This is a genomic window from Massilia sp. (assembly GCF_031995545.1).
In the GTDB taxonomy this organism is placed as follows: Bacteria; Pseudomonadota; Gammaproteobacteria; order Burkholderiales; family Burkholderiaceae_D; genus Telluria.
The window spans coordinates 64,116-81,888 of record NZ_DAMAGA010000015.1; the positions used below are offsets into that span (position 1 = coordinate 64,116).

The 17,773-nt window shown below is 59.4% G+C and carries 14 protein-coding genes; 2 read left to right on the plus strand and 12 right to left on the minus strand.

What is annotated here, in order from left to right; genetic code table 11:
- Positions 1-84 precede the first annotated feature (84 nt).
- Positions 85-489, plus strand: coding sequence for a DUF1353 domain-containing protein (locus RTQ83_RS12990; RefSeq protein WP_312515042.1), 405 nt, complete (start codon positions 85-87; stop codon positions 487-489).
- 632 nt (positions 490-1,121) lie between these two features.
- On the opposite strand, the gene RTQ83_RS12995 is transcribed toward RTQ83_RS12990, so the two are convergent.
- Positions 1,122-1,871 carry a hypothetical protein gene (locus RTQ83_RS12995; protein ID WP_312515044.1) on the minus strand — a complete coding sequence of 250 codons (750 nt, stop codon included), beginning with the start codon at positions 1,869-1,871 and terminating at the stop codon, positions 1,122-1,124.
- Between the two features lie 83 nt (positions 1,872-1,954).
- The gene (locus RTQ83_RS13000) at positions 1,955-2,788 is read right to left on the minus strand and encodes a hypothetical protein (RefSeq protein ID WP_312515046.1); all 834 of its coding nucleotides are present in this window, start codon (positions 2,786-2,788) and stop codon (positions 1,955-1,957) included.
- Between the two features lie 499 nt (positions 2,789-3,287).
- On the opposite strand from RTQ83_RS13000, the gene RTQ83_RS13005 reads away from it, so the two are divergent.
- Complete coding sequence (locus tag RTQ83_RS13005; RefSeq protein ID WP_312515048.1) at positions 3,288-3,611, plus strand: hypothetical protein; 324 nt, start codon at positions 3,288-3,290, stop codon at positions 3,609-3,611.
- A 15-nt stretch (positions 3,612-3,626) separates the two neighbouring features.
- On the opposite strand, the gene RTQ83_RS13010 is transcribed toward RTQ83_RS13005, so the two are convergent.
- The 10 genes from RTQ83_RS13010 to cphA (RTQ83_RS13055) form a co-directional block, all read right to left on the minus strand.
- Entirely contained in the window at positions 3,627-4,073 is a 447-nt protein-coding gene (locus RTQ83_RS13010; protein ID WP_312515050.1) for a hypothetical protein, read from the minus strand.
- A 6-nt stretch (positions 4,074-4,079) separates the two neighbouring features.
- On the minus strand, positions 4,080-5,270 hold the full coding sequence (locus RTQ83_RS13015) for a dienelactone hydrolase family protein (protein ID WP_312515055.1): 1,191 nt from the start codon (positions 5,268-5,270) through the stop codon (positions 4,080-4,082).
- Between the two features lie 154 nt (positions 5,271-5,424).
- Complete coding sequence (gene proX / locus RTQ83_RS13020; protein ID WP_312515057.1) at positions 5,425-6,468, minus strand: glycine betaine/L-proline ABC transporter substrate-binding protein ProX; 1,044 nt, start codon at positions 6,466-6,468, stop codon at positions 5,425-5,427.
- 17 nt (positions 6,469-6,485) lie between these two features.
- Positions 6,486-7,598, minus strand: a complete 1,113-nt coding sequence (proW, locus tag RTQ83_RS13025) for a glycine betaine/L-proline ABC transporter permease ProW (protein ID WP_312515059.1) — start codon at positions 7,596-7,598, stop codon at positions 6,486-6,488.
- Entirely contained in the window at positions 7,595-8,830 is a 1,236-nt protein-coding gene (proV, locus tag RTQ83_RS13030; protein ID WP_312515063.1) for a glycine betaine/L-proline ABC transporter ATP-binding protein ProV, read from the minus strand. The genes proW and proV overlap by 4 nt, the downstream gene beginning before the upstream one ends.
- A gap of 504 nt (positions 8,831-9,334) precedes the next feature.
- Positions 9,335-10,177 carry a MaoC/PaaZ C-terminal domain-containing protein gene (locus tag RTQ83_RS13035; protein WP_312515066.1) on the minus strand — a complete coding sequence of 281 codons (843 nt, stop codon included), beginning with the start codon at positions 10,175-10,177 and terminating at the stop codon, positions 9,335-9,337.
- A gap of 54 nt (positions 10,178-10,231) precedes the next feature.
- A complete protein-coding gene (locus tag RTQ83_RS13040; RefSeq protein WP_312515069.1) occupies positions 10,232-10,867 on the minus strand; it encodes a DUF4276 family protein in 636 nt (211 codons plus the stop codon).
- Positions 10,867-12,087: an AAA family ATPase gene (locus RTQ83_RS13045; RefSeq protein ID WP_312515071.1), complete on the minus strand. Its 1,221-nt coding sequence runs from the start codon at positions 12,085-12,087 to the stop codon at positions 10,867-10,869. The genes RTQ83_RS13040 and RTQ83_RS13045 overlap by 1 nt, the downstream gene beginning before the upstream one ends.
- 790 nt (positions 12,088-12,877) lie before the next feature.
- On the minus strand, positions 12,878-15,457 hold the full coding sequence (cphA, locus tag RTQ83_RS13050) for a cyanophycin synthetase (protein ID WP_312515074.1): 2,580 nt from the start codon (positions 15,455-15,457) through the stop codon (positions 12,878-12,880).
- An 81-nt stretch (positions 15,458-15,538) separates the two neighbouring features.
- The gene (gene cphA, locus RTQ83_RS13055; RefSeq protein ID WP_312515077.1) at positions 15,539-17,734 is read right to left on the minus strand and encodes a cyanophycin synthetase; all 2,196 of its coding nucleotides are present in this window, start codon (positions 17,732-17,734) and stop codon (positions 15,539-15,541) included.
- Positions 17,735-17,773: the final 39 nt, after the last annotated feature.

Here is a 17,773-nt window from a genome sequence, read left to right on the forward strand (position 1 = left end):
TGCTTACATTGGTGCTGGCCCTGGCCGGCTGTTCGAACCTCGCCCTGCAGTGCAGCGGCACCTACACTGGCAACGAGGTGCGCGATGGCGCCACCGGCAAATAGCAGCGAGTTCCTGACCAAGCTCCGCGACGAGCGCGTGTCGCTCGGCACCAAGGACCGTGTGCTGCTCGCGCCGCTGGTTTACTATTCGGCGCTGCTGGCCGACCTGGTCATCGTGCCGGCTGGCTTCGTGACCGACTATGCCAGCGTTCCGCGCGCGCCACTCACGTACTGGCTGTTCGGGGGCATCGGTGACGAAGCGGCGGTCATCCACGATTTCCTGTACGAGGAAGGTAAGGTGCGGCGCGATATGGCCGACAACGTGTACTTGGAAGCGCTGGGCGCTATGGGGATCCCGGAGTGGCAGCGCGGCCCCATGTGGGCTGCTGTCCGCGTGTTTGGCTCCCGGCGCTACAAGTCTGCGCCCGCGACGACGAAGGCAGCTTGATGGAGTTTCACATCATCACGCCGCATGGCCCCATCCTATTGTTTTCCGTCTACAGCGGGCGGATCGTCCCGCCCGACCCAGATCCTCGCGAAACGCTGGCCTCGAGTGGACCGCTTGCCACTACCATCACCGCGGCGCGGACCGAGCTCCAGGATGACGCGACGGACCACACCAAGGTCGACACCTCGCTCGTGTAGATAAGAAACGCCGGGGTACATTCCGAACACATCTGCGATGTTCGCAGCAAGGTCGACGTACACAGCTGTCAGGCGGTCGGTTCGGGAATCCATCGGTCGATCCTAACGCCGGAATCAGCACCGGGTTTGATCCAGATCAACGGTGCTAAACTCTTCGCATGTACGGAAGAGTGAAACGATTGCGGGATCGCGGCAAGCGGCTATCTGATCGGGAGATCGGCGCAGCGCCGCATGTCGAGGGCGAGGTGCGGGTCTATGGCTTGGCCGGCACCATCGTTGCCTGCGTCGCAGATCCGAATTCCCAAGTCAGTGATCCGCTGTTGCCGCTGCTCCACGAGGCCCGGCTGATTACTATGCATAGCCAAGGCATGCTATTCAAAGGCGAGGAGCGGCCTCAAGGTGATGGCGGTCCGGCCTTTGTTCAAGAATGGTCAGTTAGATTGGACTAGCCTTAAAATCTAGTTCAAAGCGCAAATCTCCTTCTGGTTCGTGCGGCTTCAGATTGCGATAAGCTGGATCAAGCGGCTTGATATGCTTTACACGATCAGGGGCCATTTGCAATGGGATTTGTCGATCTTTGAACCGTTCTTCCAATCCTTCAGCGCCTGCGCTCATGATATAAATGCAATAACACGGATAGCCTTTTGAAAGATCGCCCATTACCCTTGGCGCCGAAGGTTTCTTATAATTAAGGAGATAAATTTTCTTGCCAGACCAATAGAATATGTTTTTAAAGCCGTGAGATGCAACAGATTGCCCGTAGCAGACTCCATCGATAAATTCATCACGATCATACTCGACTGGATCGTGAGGGCCGAGCATTGGATAATGCACCAATAATGAGAGATTTTTTGTGTATTTGCTAAGTGGGTATTTCTGAACCTTGGCCCATTTCCGCTCAATGGCGGTCTGCATCCACATATCTGGCTCAATAGGAATCGTAATCTTTGCAACGTCCACCTCACGTCGAAACATGACCTTAGAGAAAGTTCTGATCGCTTGCTGCATATCTGCGGGTATCATGCCGACAATTTCACAGCCCATGTAGTGACCATTTAATTTGTATGTTAAGTCTGGGCGGTCGTCAAAGTCCTCGTCGATCAAATCGTGACCAGCTTGGCGCAAAAAATCAAATAACGCTGATCCTGCGGCTCGCTCCTCCGTGGTTGGCACAAATCGACTCATTTCCGAAATTCTCCTTAACCATCTTTATCTATAAGTCCCAGTATAGACCCACTTTGGATGCGGTGCCAAAAAATTAATACCTCTTACGAGGTGCTAATGGTTAGTTTCTCAGTATCATAGTATGACAGGAAACGGCCCTCGCATATGAGATCGCATGCAGCGTCCCCTATGGGGGCTGACGGTGGCCAAGTCAATAAGTTTGAAGGTGTAGGATGAATTTCAACCAGAGGCGAACCGTAGCCGATACGAGTCTGGGCGAAATCACTGTAAAATTCTTCATCTGCGCTATCAACCACTACCAACAGTTCACCAAGCACGAAGGCCGAAGTCTGGCAATTCGGTTTTGTTGGTGGTATGACGCCTTGCTTGAGTGCGTGAGGCTTCATCAAAACCCCTGCATGGTGGCGGTAACGAAATGGCGAATAATCGGAGCCGAGGTATTGGCCCAAATATATTCGGGCGAAAGGGAGCGGCAAATTGGACTGGTAGATCTGGTTTGGGATATCCTTGGCAATACCCATGTTTTCTGGATGGGTTAACTCAGCCATAATTACTACGATCGTGATCCACAGTGCTAACGCTCTTTGCTCTTCTCCGTTCAAGTTCACACTCATTCCCAGTATGAGTTTCTCGACATTGGGTTTGACCGATTCCTCAATCCCGCTTAGCCATACATTGTTGCAATGAGCACATACTTTACGGTATTTGACAGAAAGTAAATATCCTTGCCGGATTTTATTTTTTGCCAAGATTGATACTTCTTTGGGAGAAGGCTTATTGCTCAGCGTTTGATGAAAATTCGTAGAGGACTTCGGTGGATGAGGAAAAATTTTTCTAAGCCAGGCAGGCCAGACATGTTGATATGTTAAAGGCTTGTCTTCTTGACAAAACATACACGGGTCGCGATGTTGCGGCATTTGGATTTTTTCAAGAAACTCAAACTCCAACTATACCGCGCAGGGTTGCAAATTGTACATCTTTCTTTTCATCGCATAGGCGTAGGTTTTGGCGTAACTTTCGCAAGATTACTGATGCGTGTATAGGTAAAGACCCCCATGCATCATGGGCGTGTGCTTGGCTGCCGCGCTGCTCTTTGCCGCGGCGGCGTTGATTTCGGTGGGAACGGTGGTCATGTCTCTTGAATCGGTACGGCAGAGCAGGTGCAAAGCCAGGGACTTGCCATTTTACCCCGATTGATGGGGTGGGACGATGCCACAAGTGCACGGTTTTGTGTCGTTCCGAACGGATGTCACGGCACGATCGGGTAGTTGGCGCATCTGCGTCTGCGTGCCAACCATTGACGGGCGTGAGCTTCTTCTCCACGATGGGGCGGCGCCTGGGCCTGGGCCCGGCGGGAACATCGTGGGGATATTCAGATCTGAGTCGCTCGTCCGAGATTTCGTTTTAGGAGATCAAGTGATCCGTCATGCCAATCGGCTCGCCATTGCCATGGTGTTCGCTCTGCTGGGCAGCGCCAGCCTGGTAGTGGCCGACTCGGTGAGCCAGTGGCTGTGCGCGCGGATCTTTGCCTGCGCTGCGGCCGCTTACTGCCCAATCGACGTGTGCGAGGGAGACGCGCGCCTGGACATGCTGCGGCTTGCGGTCTGGATTGGTCCGGCTGTCGTGTTCGGGGCCAGCGCATTCGCATTCAGCGGCCGGCGGCGGTCACTGCCGGCCTGGCTGGGACTGCTCACTGCGCTTGTGGTCGTGCGCTCTTTGATCATGGTCGCCTTCCGGTAGCTCACTGCTCCGGCGTCATCCATCGTCCTTGATCCTGCCAAGCGACTGCGCACGTTCGCGGGCCACCAGGGCGCCGCATGCCGCGCCAGCCGTCATCGGAAGCAAGTAGACCACCACATCTTCTGGTACACCCTTGGGAACAGCGAGTGCGGCGAAGGCGGTGAACGCAATGAGTCCGGTCACAGCGCCGAGCAGGAGGCCGAATTGCACCCCGGTCAGGCGTCGAAAATACGCCTTCACGTCCCATGTCATGGTGTATAGCAGCCCTGCAAACAAGGCAGGTACCGCACCATAGATGTATCCGAACAGGAGGAAGACGAACAGAAAATCGCTTCTCAGGTTAGCCAACAGATTCGGTGCATCGAACAGTAGCGCAGCCAGCACGCCGATGGCAGGGCCGATCAGGGTGAACTTCCCCACGACGGCGATATGATATCGGGTGAGGTAGCGTTTCGTAGTCATGCTTTGCTAGCGCTTTCCTTTGGCAGGCATGGTTTCCATTCTCAACGCATGTGGCGCAGCGCCATTGGCGACCGGTCGGTTTGTCAGGTAGGCGCGGCCGGCCGGGTCGTTTTTCAGGTAACCGTTCAGGAAGTTGAGGATATACCTGGCGCCGAGGCTGTAGGCAAACGATACCTCTTCGGGTGTGTATTCCTTGTATTCGGCAGCGTCATCGAGCCGGATGTATGAGGATCCGAAATGTTGGTGCTCCATCGGATACATCGTCAGCAGGTATACGTCCGCGTTGATCATGCGGCTGATGAAGCTGCCGCTCATGTCTTCCTTCAGGCGGATATTGGTTTCCATCGATGCCGGACCCTGCGCCAGGAACAGCAGTGGCGTTTTCAGCTTCTCCGGTACGGCATACCTGGCCTGCATGACGATCGAGTTGTAATAGCGTACCGCGCCGTCGATGCAGACCAGGGCTTTGATCCGATCGTCTTTCGAGGCCGCGAGCACGTTACTTAGACCACCCCAGCTGAATCCGGCTACAGCCAGACGCGTCATGTCAGCCTGCGGCAGTGTGCGTGCGTAATCGATCAGGAAGCGGATATCGTCAGCCTGCAGTTCGGCGTGCTTCAGATCTCTCTTGATCCAGCGGCTGGTTTCCCCGATGGTCGGCGCGGCGATCACGATATAGCCATGGCTTGCCAGGAATTCGGCAGTGTCGGCGTTCTCGAATGTGGTGTTATTGATGCTCGGTGCGTAAATCACCACCGGAAATTTGCCTGTTTTCGGAACCGCGTCGCGAATTGCCCGCATTTCCTTGCGCCGCTCGGATTCGACCTGCCGTTTGCGCTTGCCATCGGTAACCATCCGCAGCCAGTCGTTGACTACCTGTGTTTGTTCTCGTGGTGAACGGTCGAAATCGGTTTCCCATCCGACCAGCTTTAGATACTCATCGAACTTGATGGGCTGGCCGCCTTTTTCCGATGGATACCAGATGACCGTCTGGATGGGTCTGCCCCGTTGCGGCTCGCTGAAGAACACGCGTTTCAGCATATTGCGCTGTGGGGTGTACGACCGCGAACGATCGTATTGCTTGACGTAGCGTACGCCGACAGGGTGAATTCCCGGCTCGTTCGAGAACGCGAAAAGACTTTCAGCGTGCGCCAGCGTGGAAAAGAGGAATGTAATGATGAGGATAGCGACGCGCATGCAAGTCCCGTGGATGAAGAGGCAATCGCCGCTTAGATCCCTACACTAGCATTGTTATTGTCGGGTACCCACATGCGAGGCGATTTTCATTCGCCTCGCATGGTATTGCATGGTGATTAGTTTATTTCGTCACGGCCGCATCCACATTTCCGGATCAGCGATTCGCCGCCGCCCGTGCCTGCGCAATCCAGCCATCGAACACCTGTTGGTGATACTTGATCCAGCCCGCCGTATGGCGCGCGATATCGGCCTGCGAGCCTTGACCATTACGCACCCGCTCGTTCTGCGCATTGATGTCCGCAATCGGCAAGCGCATGACTTCAAACAGTTTCACAGCCGCCGGGTTCTTCTCGGCCCAGGCGCGGTTCACGACGAAGCGCGTGGTATTCACCGAGAACCCGTAATCGCTGCCATCGGCCAGCTTGGTATTCGCGTTCTGCGGATTCGAGGAATGCGGCACCTGCAGCCACACCACGTCCTTGCCCGGCACCAGCACGCTGCTCACCCAGTATGGGGTCCAGGTGTAGTACAGGATCGGTTCCCCGCGCTTGTAGCGGCCGATCGTATCGGCGATCAGTGCGGAATAGCTGCCCTGCACGTGCGTGACCGTCGGACGCAATTTGTAGCCGTCCATGTGGTGCTCGATCATCGCTTCGCACCCCCAGCCCGGGTCGCAGCCGGTGAGGTCGGCCTTGCCGTCGCCGTCGTGGTCGAACAATTTGGCGATGGCCGGATCGCGCAGCTGGTCGATATTCGTGATTTTGTACTTCTCGGCCGTGGCCTTGTCGATCAGGTAGCCCTGCGCGGCTGGGCCGGCATACTGGCCGGTACGCAGCAGCTTGGCGTCGCCGCCGGCATTCTCGTAATAGTCCTGGTGCAGCGGATCCCAGTGCACCGCGAGGAAGGTGGCGTCGCCGTTGCCGATGGCAATGTGTGCGGTCGGGTAGGCGACTTCCTTGATCGGCTGGGTCTCATAGCCCAGCTTTTCGAGTGCGCTGTTGACCAGCATGGTCTGGAAGGTCTCTTCGGCCAGCGGGCCTTGCAGCGCCTGCACCTTGATGCCCTTGCCGGGCAGGTCGTCCGTCTGCGCCGTGGCCAGGCCGGTGGTCAGGAACAGGGCGGCCAGCACCAGGGCCGAGGCCCAGCGGAATCGGCGTTGGGTCTTCTGAATGAGGTTGAAGCGTTCGGTCGATTGCATCGATATCCTTTCTTGTTTTATTTTGCGGTGACGGGCGTGGCGGGCGTGGCGGACGTGGCCACATCGGCATCGTTGCGCGCCGAATTGCCACCCACGCGGCGCAGGATGAAGCCGACCGGGCCGGTCTGGTACCAGTGACGCACGCCGCGGCGCGGCTGGCCCATGGCCTGGGTCAGGCGATCCAGCGTAATGGCCAGCAGCACGATGCCGAGACCGCCGACGGTAGCCAGGCCCATGTCCAGGCGACCAATACCGCGCAGCACCATCTGGCCCAGGCCACCGACCGCGATCATCGAGGCGATCACCACCATCGACAGCGACAGCATCAGCGACTGGTTGATGCCGGCCATGATCGACGGCATTGCCAGCGGCAGCTGCACGCGGCTCAGGAGCTGCCACGGCGAGGCGCCGTACGCACGTGCCGCTTCGATCAGGTCAGGGCGCACCTGGCGGATGCCGAGGTTGGTCAGGCGCACCAGCGGCGGCAGGGCGAAGATGATGGTGACGATCACGCCCGGCGCATTGCCGATGCCGAACAGCATCACCACCGGCACCAGGTACACGAAGGCAGGCGTGGTCTGCATCGCGTCGAGCAGCGGACGCAGCACGTTTTGCGCGCGGTCGCTGCTGGCCAGGAAAATCCCGAGCGGCAGACCGATCGCCAGGCAGAACGCCAGTGAGGTCAGCACCAGCGACAGGGTAATCATCGCTTCCGGCCACACGCCCAGCATCGACACCGCCAGCAGTGAGACCACGGTGCCGACCGCCAGCGTGCGGCTGGTGAACTGCCAGGCCAGCAGGCCGATGATGGCGATCAGGAGCGGCGCCGGCACGGCCAGCAGCAGGTCGCTGGCGCCGGTCAGCGTAGCGTCGATCGGCACCCGCACGGCCTGGAACAGCGGGCGGAAATGCTCGACCACCCAGCCCAGTCCTTCGTTGATCCACGCTTGCAGCGGCAGGGCGCCGTCGAAGACGTGCGCGAGGTCGAGGCCGGCGGCGTGTTCCAGCGTGGCGGCAGGACCGGCGGCGTCGAGCCAGGAGGTGTCGCCCGGCGGCGACGGCAGCCAGGGATTAACTTGGGAGGCCTGCTCTGCGGCAGCTTGCACTACGGTTGCGCTACTCGAATTCATGCTTGTCCTTTCTGAATCTGTGCCTCTGGAACGGCGGGCGTGTCGCGGTCGAGGAATTTCAACAAGGTGGTCTTGCTGATCGCGCCGCGGAAGCTGCCGTCGTCGGCCACCACCGGCACCGCGTACGGCAGCTGCGCCACCTGGCCGAACAGGCCGGCGACCGGTTCGTCGGCGCGGATGGTCTGCACGTCGGGCAGGAAGGCGTGCGCCAGGCCCAGTGGACCGGTGTGCCCGTCGAGGGCGCTGCGCAGCGAGTCTACCGACACCACGCCGAGGAATTCGCGGCGCGGATTGACCACGTAGGCGTAGGTGCGGTCTTCTTCTTCCAGCATCGACAGGGCCGCGCGCGAGCCGCGCGCCGGCGACTCCGACACCACGATCTGGCTCTTGCGCGCGATGTCGCTGGCCTTGAACACGGCCGCCGCATCGACCCCGCGCACGAAATTGCGCACGTAGTCGTTGGCGGGTTTGCGCAGGATTTCTTCCGGCGTTCCGACCTGCACCACGTGGCCATCCTTCATGATCGCGATGCGGTCACCGATGCGCATTGCCTCATCAAGATCGTGCGAGATGAAGACGATGGTGCGGCGCTTGATCTGCTGCAGGCGCAGGAGTTCCGACTGCATGTCGGTGCGCATGATCGGGTCGAGCGCGGAAAACGCTTCGTCCATCAGCAGGATCGACGGGTCGCAGGCCAGCGCACGGGCCAGGCCGACGCGCTGCTGCATGCCGCCCGACAGTTCGTCGGGATAGCTGGCGGCGTAGGCGGCGAGGCCCACCTGTTCCAGCGCCTGGCGTGCCAGCGCGTGGCGCTCGGCCTTGGGGATGCCGGCCAGTTCCATGCCGAACGCGGTGTTATCCAGCACCGAGACGTGCGGCAGCAGTGCGAACGACTGGAACACCATGCTGATGTCCTTGCGGCGCAGGGCGCGCAGTTCGGCATCGGGCAGGGTGTTGATGTCGTAGCCGTCGACCAGGATGCGGCCGGCGGTCGGCTCGATCAGGCGGTTGAGCATGCGCACCATGGTCGACTTGCCCGAACCGGACAGGCCCATGATGACGAAGATCTCGCCGGCTTCGATGGTGAAGTTGGCGTCGAACACGCCGATGGTGCAGTCGGTCTTGGCCAGGATGTCCTGCTTGCTGGCGCCTTGGTGGACCAGTTCCAGTGCTGCTTCGGGATGATCGCCGAAGACTTTGAAGACACGGTCGATGATGATTTGCTTTGCCACTTTGTGGTTCTCCTTCGTTGGGCGAATGGAATGACACTGCACAGCCATCGGCGCGAACGGAAATCGGCGCACCCGGGCCGTCGGCAACGCATGCTGGCGCCAGGCGCGCACGGGCGACGAAAAGGGAGCGGGACACGCGTTCGCGGCGAAGTGGATGCCGTTGCTGTGTCGTGCGTGTCAAAAGAGGCTGGGCTCAGGACTTCTGACGACGCAGGCGCCGCGTTAGTGCGGCGCCGGGATGCTGACGCGGTATTGCGTCAAACGATTACTTGATGTGGGCGCAAGGGCCCAAGGATGATTTCCCGCGCATGGCGTGAGAAATGCTGTACTGCAGGGTGTTACAACGCATAACTGTTGTTAATTGTCGTCAATTGTAATGCAAAATGACAATTGCGTCAATTGGCTTTCCAAATGGAATGTGCTAGTAATGTTAGGCAACGCACCAAGAAGGTAACTTCGCGGCTTGGAAACCGAGCTTGCGCCGTTAAAAAAACGGCATCCGTTTCATCCGATCGCCTGGCCTTCGACCGCCACACGTTCGCCGCACGAGACAGCGAAGCGGCCATCCTCCAACCCGCCGACGAGCATGACGTCGGCGCCCAGCGGTACCGGCGTCTTGAAGCGGCAATCCAGCCGCATCACGCGCTGACCTCGCGCCCGTTCCAGCAAGGCGCAGGCCTGCGCCACCGAATGCATGCCGTGGATGATCGGCGCGCGCATGCCCATCAGCCGTGCACTCCACGGCCACAGGTGGATCGGATTCCAGTCGCCAGACAGGGCGGCATAGGCACGGCCGGCATTCGATGCCAGCGTCCAGCTGCCGATCCGCCCGCCGGCAGGGGCGTCGGGTCGAGCGGATTCGGCGCGCCCGCTCCGGCTGCCGCGCTTGATCAGGTAGGTGCTGTCGCAGGTGAACGCCAGCCGCTCGCCCGCGAACGCACGCGTCTGCAGCACGCACAGCACGGCGCCATTGGGCGCGGGAGGCGGCAGCGCGACCTGCGTGGCCAGCGCCAATGTCGCATCGGGATCGATCTTGCCGTGCATCTCGAGCCGGTTCTCGACGTGGATTAGGCCGGGAATGCGAAACGGGATCGGCTTCTCGATCAGCGTCGCCAGCTGCGCGCGCTGCGCCAGCAGGTAGAGGAAGGTGACCGGCACGGCGCTGCCATCGAAGCCGAAGACAGCGTTGTAGCGCCGCACATGGGCGCGGTCGATACGGTCCAGGCGGTAGCTGGCGGCGAGTGATGTTTCGGCGGAGCGCGCAGGACGCTTGAACAGCGCCCTCAGCAGCGTCGCGACGCCGAGCTTCGGCAGTGGAGGAGGGGAAGACAGGGGCGGGTTGCTCATCCGTTCAGGATAGCTCGCTTCCCGCTTTAGTGGAAGATGTCAAGCCGCAGCAAGTCATAGCGTCAAATTTTCGACAATTCTTTCAATTCGGTCTTTGTTTGAACCGTATTTGGGCCAGGGATGGTTGCCTATACCGCTCTGAATTAACTCAAATAATGGAAGCGAAGAAGGGCACTTCCTTGCAATTTTCTCGAGCGATAAATGTTCAGCAATTCGTGGATTATGTAAGGCATGACTGTACAAAGGGCGATGCTGAGCAGTCTTACTTAAATCTTCCAAATATTCTTTGGGATCTTGTTGCAACTCGGGGTTATGTATGATTTTGGTTGGTTTCCATGAGGGAATTATCTTGGATACAGCAGGGAGGTCTGCCAGAATCCAAGATTCGATTTCTTGAATGGGGACTAAAGCGCAGAAATCACCCTTGATCTCCGACTTTGCAATTACCTTTTCAACAATTTCAGCATGTCGTGCGCGTGGTTCTGCTCGGTCTGAGTCGTAGCAAATAATAAACTTCGTGCACCCTATGCGGCTATAAGCTCTTATTTGTTTGGCACCTTTTATGAGTAATTCTGCACATCCTCCATACCCCATCTTTTTCACTGTGAGGTTTTGTCGTTTCGCGATGCGTTTCACCAGAGTGCTTAGCATCTCTACATCAGAACTGTCTTCTCCAAGAATTGCGTACATCAATCATCACCAAGAGATATTAAAAAATCAGAAAGCGGGCCATCTTCCTCAAGATATCCAGCGGCAGCTGCTAATTCTTCAGATGACAGCGCTCTTACCTGAGTTGTACCATCTGCATTGCTAACTAATCGGACTTCTTCAGGTTTAGAGCGATTTAGTATGGCAGTCGAGTGGCTTGCAACAATGAACTGGGCGTCATTCGCATAAGACCTCAATAGTGGTATCAATTTATCAATGAGAGCGACGTGAATACCGTCTTCAGGCTGCTCAACAAGTGACACAGTTGCACGGTCATACAAAAGGGATACTAAAAGGAAAAGAATACGAGTGGTGCCGAATGACAAATCGCTGATCCCATGGCCGAACGAAGCCTGTTCCTCATCATTGTTATGCACGATAAAGCGTACAAAGTGGTAGGTATTTTCATCGCTATCAGTGAATAAATTCGAAGTTGGGTTATTGAATTTATGAGATATGACTTGAATCTCGTCAATTAAACCCATTCCATTCGCTCCAATCAGTGAGTTGAGCTCATTGAAACTTTCTTCGCGCTCTTCTTTCATATGTATAAGAGTGAGCACCAAAGAACTAAGTGTGTTTAGTTCTCTGAATTTGGTCGCTTTCCATTTTTTGTAATCTTGGCCTGATATTGCGGCATTGTCAGAAGCCTCTTCAAAATTATGAAGAGGGTAATATTTCACCGAGAACATAAATTTTTGGATGTCGGTGGCAATGGCTCGATAAAATGATTTCTCTGGAAATAGAGCCTGAATTGCAGCAACTACTGAAGTAGTGCTTGCAATCTCAAAAGATGTGACCGCTTCGCTTGGTAAGGCGTGTAGATTGACTTGCTCGCCAGTACGATGAATCCATGTGGTGCGTTGCGAGCCTTCGCAAATAGAGATTTTTTCTTCTAACTCTACTTTAAATTCCGTAATACTAAAATCATACGTTGAGGTTCGCTTAAGTTCATAGCAGAAAGACCGCTCTCCAACCGAAAATGTGAGCGCAACGTCACCATCGCTGGCATGCAGGCGCTTGGATGCTATATTATTCTTGTCGAAATTACTGCTGGCGAATTGCGAAGCCCATTGAACTGCCTTAAGCACATTGGTCTTTCCTGCGCCGTTTCGCCCAATTAGTACTAGAATTTCATTTAGGTTCGACAGCCTCACGTCGCGACATGAACGGAATTTGCGAATTTCTATTGTCGAAAACATTGATGCCTCAAATATTAATATTAGCTATAGTTTGTAGAGTAGTCACAAGTTACTCTTTGATCATAGTGGCTTTTTTGAATTGCCCTGACAAAAGTTAAGACAATTTGACCTATGTCTACACATAAAGCTATTTGCAATACTACTTTTTTACACTCTTGCAAAGAGATGAACGCCATTGAGATACGCCTGAACACAACAACTCGGCCCAAGTGCAGACATGCTCCATGTCGATGATGTTCCCAGCCTCCTAGTGAAGAGTCAGATGTAGATTTCATTATTCTACTCTGATCGCTTGGTGTTGACTTCGTAAGAAGTTGCAAACGGTGAAGAATTTCCGAGTAGTTCTCATGGTCAGGTGAAGTTCTGCGCGGCGCTAGCTATGACGATTTGACTAAGCGGACACATCGTAGAGTGTCGCCATCGTTTGTCACTTCTGACTGCGTAAGCTTTACGCTATCAGTGTAGACATGCACACTGATGCCTAGCTCAGTAGCAAGCGTTTTAGTACATGCTCAAGGCGCTGTAGACTTGCGCTATCGAAAGCGTGTAGTCGGCACTGAGGCGTCAGCGATGCCGAAGGCCGCGTAGCGTGGTAAAGCTGCATATGCTCGCGCTAGCTTTTGTCGAGTTGAGAAGCGGAGTTTGCTGGTGTCGTAACTGGACGCGGGGATAAGTTGAGCAGCTCCTTCATAAGCGTGGCGACGCCAAGCTTCGGTAGTGGAGGAGAGGAAGACAGGGGCGGGTTGCTCATCCGTTCAGGATAGCGCGCTTCCCGCCCCGGTGGAAGACGTCAGGCGCTATGCGCTTCCTTGACGCGGCGTGCGATGTGCGCGAGCGCTGCGTCGACCTGGTCGATCAGGATCAGGCACAGGTCGCCGCTGTCGAGACGCTCGAGTGCGCGGTCGATCGCCACGAACTCGCCGTTGATTTCCTCGACGTGGCTGGTGCGGGTGGCGCCGTTCAAACCGGCGCGCAGCAGCGCGATCACTTCGCCGTCGGCGCGGCCACGCTGGCACTGGTCCTGGTACAGCAACACGTCGTCGAACGCCTTGCCCAGGATCTCGGTCTGCTGCGTGATGTCCTGGTCGCGGCGGTCGCCGGCGCCGCTGATCACCACCGAACGGCGCTTGCCCGGCATGCTTTCCACGGCATTCACCAGCGCCGCGATGGCGTCCGGATTGTGGCCGTAGTCGGCGATCAAGGTGGCGCCACGGTACTCGAACACGTTGAAGCGGCCCGGCGCATTGTCGCTCTCGCCGACGAAGGTTTTGAGGCCCAGGCGGATCACGTCCCATTTGATGCCCGCTGCCCAGGCCGCAGCGACGGACGCCATCACGTTCTCGACCTGGAACCCGACCACGCCACCGCGCGTGATCGGCACCTCGCGCAGATCGATGCGCTCCTCGAACTTGCCCTCGGCCGCTACCAGGTGCCCGTCCTCGACGAACACCACGCGCTTGCCCTGGGCGCGATGCATCGACATCACCGGAATGCCGACATCCTGGGCGAAGAAGGTGACGTAGCCGCGCGTCTTGGCGGCCATCGCGGCGACGCTCGGATCGGCGGCGTTCAGTACCGCCATGCCGTTGCGCGCCACGTTCTGCACGATCACGCGCTTGAGTACCGTCAGGTCTTCGAGCGTGGTGATGTAGTTCAGGCCCAGATGGTCGCCGGCGCCGATATTGGTCACCACCGCCACCTGGCACTTGTCGAAGGCCAGGCCTTCGCGCAGCAGGCCGCCGCGCGCGGTCTCGAACACGGCGGCGTCAACGTCCGGATGCAGCAGCACGTTGCGCGCGCTGCGCGGGCCGCTGCAGTCTCCGCTGTCGATGCGGCGGCCTTCGATGTACACGCCGTCGGTATTGGTCATGCCGGTGCGCAGGCCCGAAGTCGAGAACAGGTGGGCGATCAGGCGCACCGTGGTGGTCTTGCCGTTAGTGCCGGTGACGGCCACCACCGGGATGCGGCCATCGTCGCCCGGCGCGTACAGCGTGTCCATCACGGCTTCGCCGATCGGACGCGGCTTGCCGAACGATGGCGCCAGGTGCATGCGCAGGCCCGGCGCGGCGTTCACTTCCACGATGCCGCCGTTCTGCTCTTCGATCGGACGTAGCACGCTGTCGCACACCAGGTCGACGCCGCAGATATCGAGGCCAATCATGTGGGCCGCGGCCACCGCGCGCGCGGCGACTTCCGGATGGACGTCGTCGGTGACGTCGGTGGCGGTGCCGCCGGTCGACAGATTCGCGTTATTGCGCAGCACCACGCGCTGGCCGACGGCCGGCACCGAATCGGCATTCATCCCTTGCTGTACCAGGGTGCCGAGGGCGATGTCGTCGAAGCGGATCTTGGTAAGCGAGGTCGCGTGGCCGTCGCCACGGCGCGGGTCGCGGTTGACTTCTTCGACCAGCTCGCGCACGGTATGCTTGCCGTCGCCGATCACCTGCGGCGGTTCGCGTCGCGCGGCGGCGACCAGCTTGTCGCCCACCACCAGCAGGCGGTAGTCGTGGCCCGGCAGGTAGCGTTCGACCAGGATGTCTTCGCGGAAGCTCGATGCGGCGGCGAAGCCGGCGTCGAGCTGCTCGCGGCTGGTGACGTTGACCGTCACGCCCTTGCCCTGGTTGCCGTCCTTCGGCTTGATCACCACCGGCAGGCCGATTTCCATGGCGGCGGCCCAGGCGTCGTCCGGGCTTGTTACGCTGCGGCCCTGCGGCACCGGCACACCGGCGGCGTCCAGCAGTTTCTTGGTCAGTTCTTTATCCTGCGCGATCGATTCGGCGATCGCGCCAGTGGCGTCGATTTCGGCAGCCTGGATGCGGCGCTGGCGGCTGCCCCAGCCGAACATCACCATGCTGCCTTCGGTCATGCGGCGAAACGGAATGTTGCGCGCCACGGCGGCCTGCACGATCGAGCCGGTCGATGGGCCCAGGCGCACGTCCTCGTCCAGGTCGCGCAGCTGTTTCAGCGCGGCGGCCAGGTCGAACGGCGTGTCGTTGCGGGCGCTGTCGATCAGGCCCTGCGCCAGTTCCAGCGCCAGGCGGCCGACGTCTTCCTCGCTGTACTCGACCACCACCTGGTAGATGCCGGTTTCCAGCGTCGCGGTGGTGCGGCTGAAGGTTACCGGGCAGCCGGCTTCGGCCTGCAGCGTCAACGCCACCAGCTCCAGTACGTGGGCCAGCGGGATGGTGTCGTCATGGCCGAACGGCTGCAGGGCGCCCATCTGCGGGAAGCGGGTACGCAGACGCGCTTCGAAGCCGCTCAAGCCAGCGATCGATTCCTCTTCGGGCGAGCACGAAACGATGGCCTCGACCGAAGTGTGGTGGCTCCAGAGATTGGGGCCACGCAGGGCCCGTACGCGAGATACTTCCATAAAGCGTCATTCCTTTCGTGGGCCGCGCCAGGCACGAGGCCAGGGCGGGCACCAGGACCCGGCGACAAGCCGGGCCGTTTTTTAGTGAGTCGTTTTTTTCGGGGTGGCGGGGGTGGCCGGGGTTGCATCAAAAGCGCGCAGGCCGCCGCAAATCAGGTCGCTGGACACGCCCAGCGCCCATGCCGCCGCCACTGCCGCCAGCACGTTTTCGGGATACTTCACGGTGGACGGCTTCATCGCCGACAGCGCCACCAGTTTGGTTTCCTGCTCGCCCGTGGCCAGCACGATGCGGCCGTCGCGCGCGAACACCACTTGATTACCGGCCGCGCGGTGCGCCGCCAGCACCGGGTTGTGCTCATCGACCGCGTAGAAGATCACGCCGCCGTCCGACAATTCAGCCAGTTCCGCCACCCGTTCGTTGGCGGCATTGAGCACCGCGACACCGCTCGGCAGGATCACGTCGACCTGGCTGCGGATGACGTTGCGCATCGCGTCGTCGTCGCGGATATAGAAATCGACCAGGTCTTCGACGCCGTCCATGTCGGTGACCACGCCCACCGCGCAGCGGTCGTAGGGCAGGCCGTCCTGCAGGATCGAGCGCGCGTTCGATTCGAACACGGCGGTCTCTACGTTCCGGTTGATCAGCACGCGCTGGGCCGCTTCGACGCCGGTGCTGTCGCGCTGCGAGATGGCGCGCGCGTTCAGGTACAGGCCTTCGCCGTTGGCGACGCCGACTTCCTTGCCGGTGATGTTGACCAGGCAGCCGATCAGGCGCGTGATCAGGCTGCAGCCCTTGGAACCGGTCACGCCCACCACCGGGATGCGGCCGCTGTCTTCCGGCGCGAACAGGTGCTCGACGATGTCCTTGCCAACGTTGCGCGGGGTGCCGCTGGCCGGCTTCATGTGGGCCAGCAGGCCCGGGCTGGCGTTGACTTCGATGATCGCGCCGCGTTGCTCGTCCAATGGCTTGGAGATGTCCTCGCACACCAGGTCGATGCCGGCGATGTCCAGGCCGACGATACGCGCGGCCAGGGCGGCGGCATGCGCCACGTCCGGGTGCACCAGGTCGGTGACGTCGTCGGCCACGTTGCCGTTCAGCTGGATCAGCACTTTCTGGCCGTTCTGCGGTACCGAGTCGGGCGTGAGGCCTTGGCGCTGCAGCACCAGCTGGTTTTCTTCGCTTTCGCGCGGCTTGACGGGGCTGAGCGGGAATTCCTCGCTCTCGCCGCGGCGCGGGTCGATGTTGATCTGGATATCGCACAGCTCGACCACGGTGTGGCGGCCGTCACCTTGCACCCAGACCGACTCGCCGCGGGCACAAGCGACGACCTTGCGGCCGACCACCAGCAGGCGGTGTTCGCTGCCCGTCACGTAGCGTTCGACCAGCACCGAACGGCTGTCGCCTTCGTTCGAGGCGATGGTGTAGGCGGCCTTGACTTCCGCCTCGGTCATCAGGTTCAGCGACACGCCGCGGCCGTGGTTGGCGTCGACCGGCTTGACCACCACCGGCAGGCCGATGTCCTGCGCTTCTTCCCAGGCGTCCTCTAGGCTGCGGGCGATCGCGCCTTCCGGCACCGGCACGCCGCACGAAGCCAGCAGCGACTTGGTCATGTCCTTGTCGCTGGCGATGCCTTCGGCGATGGCGCTGGTGCGGTCGGTCTCGGCGGTCCAGATGCGGCGCTGGGCGGCGCCGTAGCCGAGCTGCACCAGGTTGCCGTCGGTCAGGCGAATGGAGGGAATGCGGCGGTCGGTGGCGGCGTCGACGATGTGGGCGGTCGACGGACCCAGGCAGTGGCGGTCGACCATGTCGGTCAGGCGCTGCACGTCGGCGGCCAGGTCGAAGGCTTCGTCGTTGATGGCGGCCATCATCAGGCGGTGCGCCACATCCAGTGCGGCGCGGCCGACGATCTCGTCGCGGGTGCGGAAGGCCATCTTGTAGATGCCGTAGTCGCCGGTCGAGCGGGTCTTGCCGAAGCCGGTCTTCATGCCGGCCAGGTTCTGGACCTCGAGCACGATGTGTTCGAGGATGTGGCCGGCCCAGGTACCGTCACGGAGGCGTTCGAGGAAGCCGCCGCGGTGGCCGACGCCGCAATGGTGTTCGATCAGTCCCGGCAGCCAGGCGGTCAGGCGTTCGGTGAAGCCGGGGAGAAGGTTCGAGGGAGTCTCTTCCAGTTCGCCGATGTCGAGCCAGGCTTCGAGCACCGGACGGTAGGTCCAGATATTCGGTCCGCGCAGGTAAGTCACGCGCAGGAACTTGATGTCGTTCTTCTTGATCATGTTGTCTTCTTTTGCCGCCGGCCGCGCTGCTGCGCTTGT